This is a genomic window from Streptomyces violaceoruber (genome assembly GCF_033406955.1).
Lineage (GTDB): Bacteria > Actinomycetota > Actinomycetes > Streptomycetales > Streptomycetaceae > Streptomyces > Streptomyces violaceoruber.
The window spans coordinates 3,645,498-3,660,472 of record NZ_CP137734.1 but is presented as its reverse complement, the minus strand read 5'-3'; the positions used below and the strand labels follow the sequence as shown (position 1 = coordinate 3,660,472).

16 protein-coding genes are annotated in these 14,975 nt (G+C 73.4%); 7 read left to right on the top strand and 9 right to left on the bottom strand.

All coding sequences use genetic code 11. The annotated features are described in order from the left end of the window. The first annotated feature begins 128 nt into the window (after positions 1-128). Positions 129-1,217, top strand: coding sequence for a PP2C family protein-serine/threonine phosphatase (locus R2E43_RS16195; protein WP_011029660.1), 1,089 nt, complete (start codon positions 129-131; stop codon positions 1,215-1,217). 78 nt (positions 1,218-1,295) lie between these two features. Here the strand turns inward: R2E43_RS16195 and R2E43_RS16190 are convergent, their stop codons facing one another. Then, positions 1,296-1,979 (bottom strand): DUF5701 family protein, encoded by a 684-nt coding sequence (locus R2E43_RS16190; protein ID WP_003974533.1) that lies wholly within the window; start codon positions 1,977-1,979, stop codon positions 1,296-1,298. Positions 1,980-2,033: 54 nt separating this feature from the next. After that, on the bottom strand, positions 2,034-2,933 hold the full coding sequence (locus R2E43_RS16185; RefSeq protein ID WP_003974532.1) for a Vgb family protein: 900 nt from the start codon (positions 2,931-2,933) through the stop codon (positions 2,034-2,036). Positions 2,934-3,002: 69 nt separating this feature from the next. Here R2E43_RS16185 and R2E43_RS16180 point away from each other — a divergent pair, with 69 nt between their 5' ends. Further along, the gene (locus R2E43_RS16180; RefSeq protein WP_332056306.1) at positions 3,003-3,650 is read left to right on the top strand and encodes a TetR/AcrR family transcriptional regulator; all 648 of its coding nucleotides are present in this window, start codon (positions 3,003-3,005) and stop codon (positions 3,648-3,650) included. A gap of 108 nt (positions 3,651-3,758) precedes the next feature. After that, positions 3,759-5,384, top strand: a complete 1,626-nt coding sequence (locus R2E43_RS16175; RefSeq protein WP_003974530.1) for an MFS transporter — start codon at positions 3,759-3,761, stop codon at positions 5,382-5,384. Here the strand turns inward: R2E43_RS16175 and R2E43_RS16170 are convergent. The 3 genes from R2E43_RS16170 to R2E43_RS16160 all read right to left on the bottom strand — a co-directional run bounded on the left by R2E43_RS16170 (position 5,356) and on the right by R2E43_RS16160 (position 7,616). Beyond that, entirely contained in the window at positions 5,356-6,507 is a 1,152-nt protein-coding gene (locus R2E43_RS16170) for an RNA polymerase sigma factor (RefSeq protein ID WP_332056305.1), read from the bottom strand. The genes R2E43_RS16175 and R2E43_RS16170 overlap by 29 nt on opposite strands. Before the next feature lie 8 nt (positions 6,508-6,515). After that, positions 6,516-6,923 (bottom strand): YciI family protein, encoded by a 408-nt coding sequence (locus R2E43_RS16165; protein WP_003974528.1) that lies wholly within the window; start codon positions 6,921-6,923, stop codon positions 6,516-6,518. Positions 6,924-7,013: 90 nt separating this feature from the next. Then, the gene (locus R2E43_RS16160; RefSeq protein ID WP_003974527.1) at positions 7,014-7,616 is read right to left on the bottom strand and encodes a TetR/AcrR family transcriptional regulator; all 603 of its coding nucleotides are present in this window, start codon (positions 7,614-7,616) and stop codon (positions 7,014-7,016) included. Between the two features lie 189 nt (positions 7,617-7,805). On the opposite strand from R2E43_RS16160, the gene R2E43_RS16155 reads away from it, so the two are divergent. Beyond that, a complete protein-coding gene (locus R2E43_RS16155) occupies positions 7,806-8,369 on the top strand; it encodes a hypothetical protein (protein ID WP_003974526.1) in 564 nt (187 codons plus the stop codon). Positions 8,370-8,429: 60 nt separating this feature from the next. Then, complete coding sequence (locus R2E43_RS16150) at positions 8,430-10,016, top strand: oxidoreductase (protein ID WP_136208687.1); 1,587 nt, start codon at positions 8,430-8,432, stop codon at positions 10,014-10,016. A gap of 55 nt (positions 10,017-10,071) precedes the next feature. Here R2E43_RS16150 and R2E43_RS16145 read toward each other — a convergent pair whose 3' ends face one another. The 3 genes from R2E43_RS16145 to R2E43_RS16135 all read right to left on the bottom strand — a co-directional run bounded on the left by R2E43_RS16145 (position 10,072) and on the right by R2E43_RS16135 (position 12,511). Continuing rightward, entirely contained in the window at positions 10,072-11,073 is a 1,002-nt protein-coding gene (locus R2E43_RS16145; protein ID WP_030867305.1) for a DUF389 domain-containing protein, read from the bottom strand. A gap of 237 nt (positions 11,074-11,310) precedes the next feature. Further along, the gene (locus R2E43_RS16140; RefSeq protein WP_332056304.1) at positions 11,311-11,985 is read right to left on the bottom strand and encodes a DUF305 domain-containing protein; all 675 of its coding nucleotides are present in this window, start codon (positions 11,983-11,985) and stop codon (positions 11,311-11,313) included. A 121-nt stretch (positions 11,986-12,106) separates the two neighbouring features. After that, positions 12,107-12,511 (bottom strand): DUF6153 family protein, encoded by a 405-nt coding sequence (locus R2E43_RS16135; RefSeq protein ID WP_319123438.1) that lies wholly within the window; start codon positions 12,509-12,511, stop codon positions 12,107-12,109. Positions 12,512-12,590: 79 nt separating this feature from the next. On the opposite strand from R2E43_RS16135, the gene R2E43_RS16130 reads away from it, so the two are divergent. Further along, complete coding sequence (locus R2E43_RS16130) at positions 12,591-13,004, top strand: hypothetical protein (RefSeq protein WP_003974520.1); 414 nt, start codon at positions 12,591-12,593, stop codon at positions 13,002-13,004. A 17-nt stretch (positions 13,005-13,021) separates the two neighbouring features. On the opposite strand, the gene R2E43_RS16125 is transcribed toward R2E43_RS16130, so the two are convergent. Continuing rightward, entirely contained in the window at positions 13,022-13,579 is a 558-nt protein-coding gene (locus tag R2E43_RS16125; RefSeq protein ID WP_011029670.1) for a TetR/AcrR family transcriptional regulator, read from the bottom strand. Positions 13,580-13,704: 125 nt separating this feature from the next. On the opposite strand from R2E43_RS16125, the gene R2E43_RS16120 reads away from it, so the two are divergent. After that, positions 13,705-14,952 carry an MFS transporter gene (locus tag R2E43_RS16120; protein WP_037666445.1) on the top strand — a complete coding sequence of 416 codons (1,248 nt, stop codon included), beginning with the start codon at positions 13,705-13,707 and terminating at the stop codon, positions 14,950-14,952. Positions 14,953-14,975 lie beyond the last annotated feature (23 nt).

The window sequence follows — 14,975 nt, the reverse complement described above, 5'->3', positions numbered from 1 at the left end:
CCTCGATTGGGTTAAGGACCGACCGCGAACTCCTGCGCGCACCCTCCCTTGCCTAGGGTGAGAGGCTGGGGAGGGCGCCTGAGGACAGGGATGAGGCGGCTCTTGAGCGCTGCGACACCGGAGTAGTCATGACCGTGAAGAAGTCGCCGTCCGGTCCGGTGGTGCTTTCCTGGACGCCCGTCGCCGCCATGGCCGTGGTCGCCGTCGTGGACCTCACCATGGGCCCCGGGGTGGGCCTGCTGCCGCTGGTGTCGCTGGGACCGGCGTTCGGCTCGCTGGTCGGCGGCTGGCGGCGCACCGCGGTGATCGGACTGGCCGCGCTGCTGCTCTGCGTCGGCCTCGGCATGTACAACGGGCTCTTCGACCGCCCCCGCGGCTACACCGCCATGCTGTCGGTGGCCGGTGTGACCGGCGTCGGCATCGCGGCGGCCGTGATGCGCTCGCGCCGCGAGGCGGAGCTGGCCAGCGTGCGCTCGATCGCGGAAGCGGCCCAGCGGGTCCTGCTGCGCCCGGTGCCGCTGACCGCGGGCCCGCTGCACGCGGCCGTCTCCTACACCTCGGCGGTCGCGGAGGCCCGGATCGGCGGCGACCTGTACGAGGTGGTGGCCTCGCCGCACGGTGTCCGGGTGATCGTGGGCGACGTCCAGGGCAAGGGGCTGGCCGCGGTGGAGACCGCCGCCCGGGTCCTCGGCGCCTTCCGGGAGGCGGCGTACGACGAGGAGGACCTGGTCGAACTCGGCGAACGACTCGAACGCAGCGTCGCCCGGGAGCTGGAGGACGAGAAGTTCGTGACCGCGATCCTCGCCGAGATCGGCCACGACCACCGGGTCGTCCTCCTGAACTACGGCCACCCGGCACCGCTGCTCGTCCACGGCGACGGCACCGCCGACTTCCCGGAGCCGCCCGCGTACGCCCTGCCGCTGGGCCTGGCCGCGCACGGCGGCCCCGGCCCCGACCCCTTCCCGGTGCCCTTCCGCCCCGGCGACCAACTGCTCCTCTACACCGACGGCGTCACGGAGGCCCGCGACGAGCGGGGCGGCTTCTACCCGCTCGCCGAGCGTGCCCACCTCCTGAAGGACCCGGACATCCACCGCGCCCTGGACGCCCTGCGCGAGGACCTGGTCCGGCACGCGGCGGGGCCCCACCACGACGACGCGGCGATGCTGCTCCTGCGCTACCAGCAAGGGGCCGGCGCCACGCCGAGCACCCCGGCGTGACGGAGTGACGGAGCAATGCGGTGACGGAGCGACGCGGTGACGGAGCGACGCGGTGACGGAGCGACGCACTGACCGTGCTCAGGCGTGCCGCGCCCCCGCCGACGCCATGCCGAGCCAGGTGTGCGGGTTGCCCTCCCAGCACCAGCCGAGCTTCGGGGCGCGCTTGCTGATCCACAGCGCCGGTACCCGGCGGTCGCCGCACCGTGAACCGCCCAGCGAGAAGCACTTGTTCTTGACCAGCACCTCCGGCACGTGGGTCAGCAGGGCGATGCCCTCCTCGACGGTGAGCGGTGTGCGGCCCCGCTCCGCGACGGTGGCCAGCGCGTCGCCCGGCACGGCCCCGCAGAACTCCTCCCCCCGCTCGACGTCGAACAGCAGGTGGACTCCGTCCCGCCCGGGCGGACGGGTCGTACCGGTGGCGACGAACCGGGCCAGGGAGCCCGGTTCGAAGCTGCGGTCGACGAACCCCGGCAGCCGGCCGCCGCGCAGCGTGGTCAACGGCATGGTCCGTTCGACGGGGGCGAGTTCGCGTCCGATGACCAGGACGAAGGGCACCCGGCCGGTCGCGGCGGGCTCGTACGCCGCGTACGCGGCCCGGTCCGTGCGGGCCACGGCCTCGGCGCGCAGCGGCGCCACCAGTTCGGCGAACCGCTCCGGGGTACGGCCGGACAGCGCCGGGTAGCCGAGCGCGACCAGGGTGCGGACCTGCCGGTCGAACTCGGCGGCGGCGCCGGGGGCGGGGGAGTGCGTCGAGTCGGTCAAACGAGTGTGTCCTTCCGGGAGCGGATACGGGTGCGGGCGGGTGCGCGGGTGCGGTCAGGCCGGGACCTGGATCCTGGCCAGGGAGCCGGTTTCCAGGGCGCACCACAGGGCGCCGTCGTGTACGGCGATGCCGTGCGGTTCGCAGTCGGTACGGGAGAGCGGGTACGAGGTGACGCGGCCGTCGACGGTGATCCGGCCGACCCGGCCACTGCCCCACTCGGTGAACCACAGTGCGCCGTCGGGCCCCGCCGTCACCGCGTGCGGCCGGGCCGCGGGGTCGGACAGCGGGTACTCGGTGAGGTCGCCGGTCACGGTGATCCGGCCGATCCGCCCGGCCCCGATCTCGGTGAACCACAGGGCGCCGTCGGGTCCCGCGGCGATGCCCACCGGCGCGGCGCCCGGCGTCGGCAGCGGATACGCGGTGCCGTGGCCTTCGGGGGTGAGCCGCCCGATGGCGTTGCCCTGGTTGAGCGTGCACCACAGGGCGCCGTCCGGCCCGGCCGTGAGGGCGGACGGGAAGGCGCCGGGCGCCGGATGCTCGGTGACCTCGCCGTCCATGGTGACGCGGCCGACCCGGTCGGCCGAGGAGAGCGTGAACCACATGGCGCCGTCCGGCCCCGCGGTGATCCCGAACGGCCCGCCCTCGGGGGTGAGGGGCGCGAAGGACGCGTAGTGGCCCTCGGGGGTGATCCGGCCGATGCGGTGCGCCCGGTACTCGGTGAACCACAGGGCGCCGTCGGGTCCCGGCGCGATCACCGTCGGCCCGTCGCCGACCGGATGGACGGTGACCCGCCCGTCGTCCGGGTCCCGGCGGGCGACGGCGCCCCGGTGGACCAGGGTGAACCACAGGGCGCCGTCCGGTCCCTCGGCGAGCGCGTAGGGGCCGGCGTCCGCGTCGCTCACGGTGAACTCCCGCACGGAGTCGGTGTCGTAGCTCTCGTTGATTTCGTTCATCGAGGGTAATTTTTCTCAAGGGCTACTTTGACCGTCAACATAAAAATACTACCGAGGTAAGATTCGCCCATGGATCAGAACACCACCCCTGCGCCGGGCCTGCGCGAGACCAAGAAGCGCGAGACGCGGCAGCTGATCTCCGACCACGCCACCAGGCTCTTCATCGAGCGCGGCTTCGAGCACACGACGATCGCGGAGATCGCCGACGCCGCCCGGGTCGCCAAGAAGACCGTGACGAACTACTTCCCGCGCAAGGAGGACCTCGCCCTGGACCACCAGGACGAGTTCGTCGCCGCCCTGGCCGCCACCGTGACGGCACGCGGGGCCGGCGAGACCCCGCTGACGGCCCTGCGCCACGCCTTCCTGGCGGCGGTGGCGGCCCAGGACCCGGTCGCGGGCTTCGCCGGCCAGGCCTTCACCCGCATGATCGCCGACAGCCCCACCCTCACCGCGTGCCTGCGCGGCCTGCACGACCGGCGGGAGGAGGCGCTGACCGCGGCCCTGGCCGGCACCACGGACACCCCGCCCGACGACATCACCCCGCGCACGGCCGCGGCTCTGCTGGGCGGGGTCCACCGCGTCCTGTTCAACCGCATCCAGGAACTGACCCTGGCGGGCCGCGCCAACCCGGAGATCGCCGAGGTGCTGGCGCGGGAGGCGCCCCGGGCCTTCGACCTGCTGACACCGGCCCTCGCGGAGTACGGACGCCGCCCCTAGGGGGGCGCCCGGGCCCGGGTCCCGCGCCCGGAGCGCGCGGATGCGGGGGCACCGGCGCGAGCGCAGACTGGCCGGGTGAGCGGATCACCAACGAAGCGGGACCGGAGCATGCCCGGTGCCGGTCGCCGTGCCACCTCCCAGCCGCTGGCCCTCGCCGCCATGATGTTCGCGGTGGCGATGACGTTCATCGACCAGACGATCGTCTCGATCGCGGCCCCCGACATCGTCTCCGAACTGGGCCTGTCGGCCTCGGGCATGCAGTGGGTGATCAACGCCTACCTGCTGGCCCTCGCCGCCTTCTTCGCCCTGGGTGGCCGCCTGGCCGACCTGTGGGGCCCGCGCCGCGTGGTCGTGCTCGGCACCCTGGTCTTCGTCGTCTCCTCGGTCCTGTGCGGCTGCGTGCCCTCCGGCGACTACGCGCTGACCTGGCTGATCGTCTTCCGCGCCACCCAGGGCCTGGGCGCCGCGCTGCTCTTCCCGGCCGCGCTCGCCGTGGTCGTCGCCGTGTTCCCGGTGGAGCGCCGGGGCCGCGCGCTCGCCCTCTTCTTCGGCCTCACCGGCGCCCTGACCGCCGTGGGCCCGCTGCTCGGCGGCTGGCTGACCGCGTGGACCTGGCGGGCGATCTTCTGGGTCAACGTCCCCGTGGCGATCGCGGCGCTGGTCCTGACGGCGCTGGCCGGCATCCCCGACCGCCGGCGCGGGGAGCCGCTGGACGTGCGGGGCGCGCTGCTGATCGTCGCCGGCATGGGCCTGAGCGTGCTCGGCTTCCAGCAGTCGGCGGTCTGGGGCTGGGACAACGCGGCGACCTGGGTCTGCATCGCGGGCGGCCTCGCCGTCCTCTACGTCTTCTGCCGCTACGAACTGCGCACCCGCCACCCCCTGGTCAACCTCGCGGTCTTCCGCGACCGCGCCTTCACGGTGGACGCGCTGGTGCTCTTCTTCGCCATGCTGGCGTTCGTCCCGCTGTTCTTCTTCGCCTCGGTCTACGCCCAGGTCTCGCTCAGCGCCTCACCCAACCAGGCCGCCCTGTACCTGCTGTACGTCTTCGCGGGGTTCGCCATCGCCTCCCAGTGGGGCGGCCGCATCCTCGACAAGCGGGGCGCCCGCCCGGCGCTGCGGATCGGCTGCGCGCTGGGCGCCGTCGGCTTCGCGCTGTGGGCCGGCAAGCTCACCGACCTGTCCATGCACGACCAGTGGCCCTACGCCGCACTCGCCGGCGCGGGCATCGGCTTCGTCCTCGCCCCCGCGTCGACGGACGCCGTCAACCGCTCCATCGACTCCTCCTACGGCGAGGTCACCGGCATCACCCAGACCGTCCGCAACTACGCCGCCAGCGTCGGCCTGGCCGTCTTCGGCACCCTGCTGACGCACGGCATGACCGACCGGGTCGAGGAGACCCTCCGGGCGCGCGGAGTGCCGCCGGACGGGCGGCGCTCCATGGCCCGGGACGTCACGGAGGCGATCACCGGCAACGCGGACACCCGCACCCCGACGGGCGACGGCCCGACCGAGACGGCCATGCGGGACGCGATGCCCGCCATCCGCCTGGACTTCGCCGAGGCCAACCAGTGGGTCTTCTACGGCATGGCCGTCGCCCTCGCGATCGGCTACTTCTGCGCCCTGCGGCACCCGGGCGGCCGGCCGGCCGACGTGAACGCGGCGCCGGGAGAGCCCGGTCCGCCCGCACCGGCCGCCGGCGCCCCGGTCACCGGCGCCCACGGCGACGGGAGTTGAGGCGGGCCGCCTGGCGGGTCAGATGGTCGCGCTCGGCGAGCGCGGGTGCCTTGAGGGCCGCCTCGGCGTACAGCCGCGCGGCCGTGTCCACGTCGCCGTCGCGCTCGTGCAGGTACGCCGCCACCGCGGTGTGGCGGGGCAGCGTGCCGTCCAGCTCCGCGAGCGCCGCCAGTCCGGCGCGCGGCCCGTCGGCCTCCCCGACGGCGACCGCGCGGTTGAGCCGGACGACGGGGTTGTCGGTCAGGCGCGCCAGCTCGTCGTACCACTCCACGATCTGCGGCCAGTCGGTCTCCCCGGCGGTCGGCGCGTCGGCGTGCAGGGCGGCGATGGCGGCCTGGGCCTGGAACTCGCCCAGCCGGTCCCGGGCGAGCGCCGCCTGAAGGATCCGTACGCCCTCCGCGATCGACGCGGTGTCCCACCGGCCGCGGTCCTGTTCGGCGAGCGGCACCAGACTCCCGTCAGGCGCGGTCCGGGCCGACCGCCGCGCGTGGTGGAGCAGCATCAGCGCCAGCAGCCCGGCCACCTCCGGGTGGTCGACCGAGGCCGCGAGCTGCCGGGTGAGCCGGACGGCCTCGGCGGCGAGGTCCACGTCACCGGAGTAGCCCTCGTTGAAGACGAGGTAGAGGACGCGCAGCACGGTGGCGACGTCACCGGGCCGGTCGAACCGGACACCGGACACGGTGCGCTTGGCCCGGCTGATCCGCTGCGCCATGGTCGCCTCGGGCACCAGGTAGGCCCGGGCGATCTGCCGGGTGGTCAGCCCGCCGACGGCGCGCAGCGTGAGCGCGACCGCGGCGGACGGCGTCAGGGACGGATGCGCGCACAGGAAGTAGAGCTGGAGCGTGTCGTCCACGTCCGGGGCCGGCCCGGGCACCGGTTCCTCATCGACCCGGTCCTCGCGCCGCCGGCGGGCGGTGTCGGCGCGGGCCGCGTCGAGGAACCGCCGCCAGGCCACGGTGACCAGCCACCCCTTCGGATCCCGCGGCGGATCGGCCGGCCACCCGCGGACCGCCTCGACCAGCGCGTCCTGGACCGCGTCCTCGGCCGCCGCGAAGTCGGCTCCGCGGCGGACGAGGACGGTCAGCACGCCGGGCGTGAGGCTCCTGACCAGGGCCTCGTCCATCGGCGGGGTCAGTCCGTGACGTTCGGGGAGGCGGTCAGGAACGGACGCAGCTCCAGCCACTCGTGGATCGGCCTCCCGCCCGCACCGGGGGCGGCGGACAGCTCCCCGGCCAGCTCGACGGCGCGCTCGTAGCTGTCGACGTCGATCACCATCCAGCCGGCGATGAGGTCCTTGGTCTCGGCGAACGGCCCGTCGGTGACCGGCGGCTTCCCCTCGCCGTCGTACCGGACCCACGTCCCCTCGGGGGCGAGCGCCTGACCGTCGACGAACTCGCCGCTCTTCTCGAGCCGGTCCGCGAAGTCCTGCATGTACCGCATGTGGGCCGAGATCTCCTCGGGCGTCCACTGGTCCATGGGCGCGGAGTTGACCGGTTCCGGGGCGCCTCGGTAGTGCTTGAGCAGCAGGTACTTGGCCATGATGGGTCTCCTCGGTGCTGGTGCGGCCCATTGTGGCCGCCTTCACCCCTGGGACGGAGCCGGACGCGCGTTCTCGACACGGCGGGAGAATCAGGCGGAAGTTTTTTCCGAGACGTCCCTCAGGACCCCTTCCACGCCGTGCAGGAAGGTCTCGGAGACCAGCTCGGGGTCGAAGAGGCACCCGGCCGCCATCGCACCGTCCCGGAGCATGACGAGGTGCCGCCCGGCGGCGACGCCGTCACCGTCCCCGACCTGCGCGAGCAGCTCCGTGACGGTGTCCAGGAACCACTGCCGGTGGGCCAGCACGGCCCGGTGCACGGGGTGGGCCGGGTCCGGGTACTCGGCCACGGCGTTGAGGAAGGCGCAGCCGCGGAAACCGGGGGAGCGGATCCCGTCCACGATGGACCGCGCGACGGCCCGGACCTGCCCGTCGGCAGCCGGACTGCTGCCCCTGGCCGCGGTCACCTGCGCCCGGATGCCCCGGTCGGCCTGGTCGAGGTAGGCGAGGATCAGGTCGTCCTTGCCCGAGAAGTGCCGGTACAGCGTGGCGCGGGTGACCTGCGCCTCCGCGGTGATCCGGTCGATGCCGACGGAGTGGATGCCCTCGGCGTAGAAGATCCTCGTGGCGGTGCCGAGCAGCCGGGCTCGCGCTTCGGAGGGGGTGCGGGCGGCGGCTTCCGTGCTCGGGCTCATGGGTCCACCGTATCAAGGTGGCGAGGTAGAACGTTCGGTCTTGACAGCGGAGGCGGGAAGCCGTTGACTGCATGACGAGACCGAACGTTCTACCTCATCGAGTGCTCGGATGCTCGAATGCTCGGTTGCTCCGCCTCGCCCGAGCGTTCCGTCTCGCCTCTCCCACCGCCGCACCGAAAGGCACTCACCGTGGACACCGTCGTCGTCGCACCGTCCGCCAGCGTCCCCGTCACGCTCCGGAAGCTGTACTTCCTCCGCTTCGCGTTCGCCGCCGTGTGGGCCGCCCTGGTCTTCGCCACCGCCGACGCGCTGGGCCCGCTGAGCACGGCACTGCTGCTGGTCTACCCGCTGTTCGACGTGGCGGCCGCGGTCGTCGACGTCCGGTCGGCGAGGGCGAACGGCGGCCCCGCCGCGCCCCTGTACGCGAACATCGCGATCAGCTCCCTGACCGTCCTCGCCCTCGCCCTCGCCGCGACCTCGGGCATCCCGGCCGTCCTGCGGGTCTGGGGTGCGTGGGCGGTCACCGCGGGAATCGTCCAGCTCGTCGCGGGCGCCGTCCGCCGCCGGCTGGGCGGGCAGTGGCCGATGATCGTCAGCGGTGCCATCTCCACGCTCGCCGGACTCTCGTTCGTCTCGCAGGCCGGCGCCGAGGACCCCTCGCTGAGCAGCCTCGCGGGCTACGCCTTCCTCGGCGGCGTCTTCTTCCTGGTCTCCGCCCTCCGCCTGGGGCGCGGGGGACGCGGTTCGGCCTGAGGGACCGCGGCGACGGAACGGCTTGTCCGGCACGCTGATGCCCCGGGAAGATCGTCACTCGTGCGCCTCGACGAACTCAACGCCCAAGAACGCCGGTTGTGGGACGCCTTCCCGACGGGCCGCCCCGTCGACCTCCGGGACGGCCCCTCACCCTCCGACCCGGTGGTCCGGTCCGAGGTCGTGGCGGCCCTGCTGCTGGGCGCCAACCCCGACCACGACCCCGGCGACCGCCCCGCCCTCCGGCTCACCGGCGCGCGCCTCACGGGCCGCCTGGACATCGGTTTCACGGAGGTCGCCGTACCGGTTCGCCTCACCGACTGCCGTTTCGACGAAGCGCCGTTGCTCCAGGGAGCCCGGACCCGTGAGCTGGCCCTGACGGGGTGCGTCCTGCCCGGGCTCCTGGCCGACACGGCGCAGATCGACGGGAGGCTGGTCGTCTCCCACTGCACCCTGACGGGCCCCCTGGTCCTCACCCGCACCCAGGTCAACGGCGACCTGGACCTGCGCGGCACGGTGGTCCGCCACCCCGCCGGGGAGGCCATACCGGCCGTCCACGCCCACGTGGGCGGCGACGCGCTGTGCGCGGACCTGGCCGTCGAGGGGACGTTCCGGCTCTCCGGCGCCTCCATAGAGGGCGAGTTCGACCTGGAGGGCGCCACGCTCAGGGCCCCCGGCGGCCACGCCCTGGACGCCTACCACATCCGTGTCGCCGAGGACTTCACCTGCCACCCCGGCTTCAGCGCGGAGGGCCGGATCATCCTCTCCGGCGCCACCGTCGCGGCGGCCATCGGATTCTGCGGGGCCCGGCTGAGCAACCCGGGCGACATCGCCCTGGAGGCGGTGGACGTCACGGTCGGCCGCAACTTCGACCTGGGCCTCGGGCTCACGGTCGACGGCGCGGTGAAGCTCGACGGCACCCGCGTCGGCACGGAACTGAGCTTCCGCGACGCCGAACTGACCCACAAGGACGGCACCGCCCTGTCCCTCCGGGCGACCCAGGCCCGGGAGACCGACCTGCGCACCCGCCGGCCGATCGACGCGGTGGTGGACGCCCGCAACGCCCGGCTGGGCACGCTGTACGACGCCCGGGAGACCTGGCCCACCGACCTGCGCCTGGCCGACGCGACGTACGAGGCCCTCGCGTTCCCGCTCCCCGCCGCGCAGCGGGTCCGCTGGATCCGCCGCACGACCGGCGACTACTTCCCCCAGCCGTACGAGCAACTGGCGGCGGCCTACCGGCGGCTGGGCCACGAGGACGAGGCCCGCACGGTCCTGCTGGCCAAGCAGCGCCACCGCCGTGCCACCCTCCCCCCGCACACCCGTCTGTGGGGCCACGTCCAGGACGTCTCCGTCGGCTACGGCTACCGCCCGCTGCGCGCCGGCCTGTGGCTCCTGGCCCTTCTGGCCTGCGGAGCCCTCTACTTCGCCCAGCACACCCCGGCCCCCCTCGAAGCGGCCAAGGCCCCGCCCTTCAACGCCGTCTTCTACACCCTCGACCTCCTCGTCCCGATCATCACCTTCGGCCAGGAGCCCGCCTACGCCCCCCGGGGCCCCGGCCAGTGGCTGTCCTACGCCCTGATCACGGCGGGCTGGATCCTCGCCACGACGGTCACCGCGGGTCTGTCCCGCACCCTGAACCGGCAGTGACCGGACACCTGGGCGGCTGCCTTCGGCCCCGGCAAGAGGGATTCCGCCGGGGGCGTCACCCGCCGACCCTCCCGGCCGTGATCTGCCGGCCGCGGGTGGTGTCGACCACGATGGGGACGCCGTCGGGGATCTGGCCCTCCAGGTCGCTCAGCAGGGCTTGGATCGGGGGCAGTTCGTCGGGGCCGCGGACGTGGATGTACAGGGTTCTGGACTGCGCGTCGACGCTGGTGACCGTCGCGCCGGGGCTGTCCGTGAGCCAGCGCTCGGCGGCGCTCTCGGCCCTGAGGGTCCAGGTGTTGAGCAGCACGGTGGCGACCGTGTTGGCGCCCAGGGGGAGCAGGACGGCCGTGAACAGCAGCCCCAGCATGACGTGGGCGCGGCGTGGTCCGCGGTGGGCTCGGTGGGCCCCGGTCCGGGCGTAGGCGAGGACGGTGAAGACGATCATCCCGGCGAAGACGAGGGCGAAGAGGTTGGACAGGAACAGCACCAGCGCGCCCAGCGCGAGCCACCACGCCGCCTGGCCGGCGCAGACGCCGGTGACCACCAGGGGCGGCACGAGCGAGATCGCGATGGCCACCCCGGGCAGCACGGCGGCGACGTCCTTGCGGGCCAGCGCCACGGCACCGGCGAAGCCCGTGGCCAGGGCGGAGATCAGGTCCAGCAGTCCCGGTGAGGTCCGGCCCGCGATCTGGCCGTTGGTCAGCAGGTCGTAGGACTGGGGCACCACCAGGGAGGCCACCGCCCCGACCAGGATCACCAGCAGGCATCCGAGGGCCACGAAGGCCGCGGCGGTGGTACGGCGCCGCTGCACGGCCCCGAGGGCGATGCCCATGATGGGCGTGGAGAGCGGAGCGATGATCATCGCGCCGATGACGGTGGCAGTGGAGTCCGTCAGGATGCCGCACGCGGCGATGACCGCGGAGAGCGTGAGCATGGTCCAGAACGCCGACTGCTTCGACCGGCTGTCCCCGGACGAGAGATCGAGGTCCTGCTGGAGTTCTTCCAGGGAACGGCGTTGCCGGTCCGGCAGGACCGTGGCGCGGAGTTGGCCGGGCATGCCCTCAGTATCGTGAGCCGGCCCCTCGCCCCCCGGCAGGAACACGATCCACCGGCGGGGTCATACCCGGGTCTGACTGCCCGGTTCACGAGACCGGGCTGGTGGGCGAGGGACGGCGCGGAGCGTGAGCCCGGGAGCGCCCGGGAGCCCGGGAGCCCGTGAGACGGATCCCCGGGCGGGTGCGCGCCGGTGCGGGCCGACGCCTTCGGCGCGCCCGCCCGCACCGGCGCGGTGCGGTCAGTCCTTGCCGAGCAGTGCGTTCATCTGCTCGATCTCCGCGCTCTGCGAGTCGATGATCTCTCCGGCCATCTTCCTCGCCGGTCCGTGGGCGCCGTCGGCCTGCTCGGTCCTCGCCATCTCGACTGCGCCTTCGTGATGCTTGATCATCAGCTCGGTGAACGCGGTGTCGAAGGCCTTGCCCGAGGCGTTCTCGAGCCCGGTCATCTCCTCGGCCGTCATCATGCCGCCCATGCCGCCCATGCCGCTCATGTCGTGCGTGGAGTGGTCCATGGCACCCTCGGCGGGCACGTCCTCGCCCCACGAGGTCAGCCAGCCGGAGAGCGTCCTGATCTCCGGGTCCTGGGCCTTCTTGATGTCGGCGGCGAGCTTCTTCACCTCGGCCGACCGCGCCCGGCCGGGCGCGAGGTCGGCCATCTCGACGGCCTGGCGGTGGTGGGGGATCATCCCCTTCGCGAAGGCGACGTCGGCGGCGTTGTGCTGCCCCTGTGACGCCGATGCCGATGCCGACGCCGACGACGACGGGGCGGACGAGGGTGCGGTGGCGGCGTGGCCGCCGTGTCCGGCCGAGCCGTCGCCGCCGCCGCTGCCGCCGCAGGCGGCCAGGACCAGTGCTGCCGCGCCTGCGGCGGCCACGACGGCTGTGCGGCGCATGAGGGAACGCTTGCGGATCATGGTGATGCAACTCCTTGACGCGCGCCGTCGCGCGGCACGCGGTGGGAACGGGTGGAGAGCGTGCGGAAGCACGGCACCCGGCACCGGCAGGGCCGGACGCACGGGAGCCGGGCGGGCCGCTCTATATCCGCAGGAGCTGCAACTCGGCGAGGTCGGGCGGAGCCCGGCCGTCGTGCGGCGCCCCCGGGAACGCCCCGGCGGGCGCGGGGGCCGCGGGCGCGTCCAGCAGGGCGCCGGTCAGCGCGGGCGGCGTGTACGCCGAACCGGTGCCGGCCGCCGCACACGTCCCATCGGCATGATCGAGGTGGTGACTCGAACCGCCATCCGTGTGCGTACATCCCCCGTCCGCGTGCGGCACGCCGTCCGCCGCGGTCATCACCGTCCCGTGACCGGCACCCGCCTGACCCGGCGGCATCGCGCCGGGGGCGAGGCCGTGCATGCCCAGCACACCGGCCAGCACCGCCAGCACCAGCAGCACGAACAGCCGCCCGGCCGGGCGGCTGCTTGATCCGGTGCTCCTGGTCACGCGCTCATCGTAAGGGCCGCCCGTGGTGCACCCTCGCAAGAGACCATCGGGTCACGCGAACACCCACCAGGAGGAACCGGTGTCACACCCGCGACTGCCCGCCCCCGAGGAGGCGCTCGCCGACGCGAAGAAGCGGCTGAGCCTCCCGCGCATCGTCGTGATCTGCGGCTCCACCCGTTTCATGACCGAGATGACCGAGGCCGACGTGCGGGAGACCACGGCCGGAAGGATCGTCGTCAAGCCGGGCTGCGACATGAAGTCGCCGCACGCGCTCTGGTCCGATCCCGTCGAGGCCGAGGCACTGAAGGCACGCCTGGACGAGCTGCACCGGGCGAAGATCCGGCTCGCGGACGAGGTGCTCGTGGTCGGCGACTACGTCGGAGACAGCACCCGAGCCGAGATCGCCTACGCCCGGTCACTGGACAAGCCCGTGCGCTTCACCCATCCGGAAGTCGACCCCGGCAACGCCGTGGAACGGCCCGGCCGTCCATGACGGGGCACCCCCCTTGTTCACCGGTGCCGGTCGACGACGGCGCTGACGACGGCGGCGACGTCCTCGCGGGCGGTGGGGCTCAGGTCGACGGAGTTGTGGATGGAGAAGCCCTCGATCAGGGCGTCGAGGGCGCGTGCGGTGAGCGGGTCGAAGTGCCTGGCCAGGGAGGACCGGCTGGCTCGCATCCAGGAGCGCATGACGGCGCGCACCTCGGGATGGCGGGTGGCGAAGGCGTAGAGCTCGTAGCTGAGCAGGAGGTTGCGGTCGGTGCCCCAGACCTTGCCGCAGACGATCTCGACGACCGCTTCCTCGGCCTCCTGGCGGGTCTGTGCGGCCTCCAGGAGGGCGCCGTAGCGCGTGGAGACGGTCTCGGCGAGCCGGGTGAAGGCGTCGGTCAGCAGGTGCTGCATGTCGTCGAAGTAGTAGGTCAGTGACCCCAACGGAACACCCGCCGCTTCGGCGATCCTGCGGAAGGTCACCTTGATGGCGCCGTGCTCGGCGACGACGTCGAGCGCGGCGTCGAGGATGCGTTCGCGGCGCAGGGGGTCGTTGGGGCCGCGGGTGCTGCCGGTCATCTCCGTTGTCCGCCTTGTCTTTTCGGGCTCCCCCACCGGTGTGTACATTTGTGCATACTCAGTGGGTGACGCGAGATCGTCGCCTGCCTGTCCTCCATTGTGTCCAACCCCGGCGGAGCCCCTCCTTGACAGACCGCGCTGTTCAGCGACGCCGCCGGGCGCTGTACCTCTTCTTCTTCCTCAACGGCATCGCCATGTCCTCATGGGTCACGCGCACTCCGGACATCCGTGACCGGCTGGGCGTGTCCACGGCGCAGATGGGGCTGGTGCTGTTCGGCCTGTCCGTCGGCTCGATGACCGGCATCCTCTGCTCCGGCCGTCTGGTGTCGCGGTTCGGGACCAGGCCCGTGACGGCGGTCGGCACGCTGCTGATCGTCGCGAGCGTGGCCGTCGTCGGCGCGGGCAGCGCCCTCGCCTCCGCGCCACTGGTCACCGCGGGACTGTGTCTGTTCGGCGTGGGGGCCGGGGCGGGCGAGGTGGCGATCAATGTGGACGGCGCCGACGTGGAACGGATCACCGGCAGGCCGGTTCTCCCCACCCTGCACGGGTGCTTCAGCCTGGGCACCGTCGTCGGAGCCCTGGCCGGCATGGCGGCCACCGCCGCGGCGTTCCCCGCCCACTGGCACCTGTCGGCCGTGGCCGTGGTGGCGGCCGGGATCTTCACGTACGCCATCGGCGCCGTCCCCGCCGGGACCGGGATCCGTGCCGCACTGCCCGCCCCGGGATCCGCGGGCCCCTCGAAGCCGCAGGTGTGGCGGGACCGGCGGCTCCTGTTGATCGGCGCCATCGTTCTCGCCATGGCTCTCGCCGAGGGCGCCGCCAACGACTGGCTGCCGCTGCTCATGGTCGACGGCCACGGGCTCGACGCCGCCGCCGGTTCGCTCGTCTACGTGGGGTTCGCCGCGGCGATGACCCTGGGGCGCTTCGGCGGTACGTTCTTCCTCAGCCGCCACAGCCGGGCGACCGTCGTGCGGGCCAGTGCCGTCTCCGGGGCCCTCGGTCTGTGCCTGGTCATCTTCTCCGACAACACCGTCGTGGCCGCGGCCGCCGTCCTGTTCTGGGGACTGGGCGCGTCCCTGGGCTTTCCGGTGGCCCTGTCGGCGGCGGGCGACTCGGGGCCCGACGAGACCGCCCGGGTCGGTCTCGTGGCGACGATCGGCTACATCGCCTTCCTGGTGGGGCCGCCCACCCTCGGTTTCCTGGGCGATCACTACGGGCTGCGTCCGGCGATGGTCGTGGTGCTGGCCTTCGTCGCCGCGGCCGCCTTCGCCGCCCCGGCCGCCGGAACCCGCGGCTCCCGCCACCACGGGGCCGACACCCGCGCCCCCGCCGAACACGCGGCGAAACGGCCGGCGCAGCGCACCGAGGGGTGACCTCGGGTGTCGTGCGGGTGGGC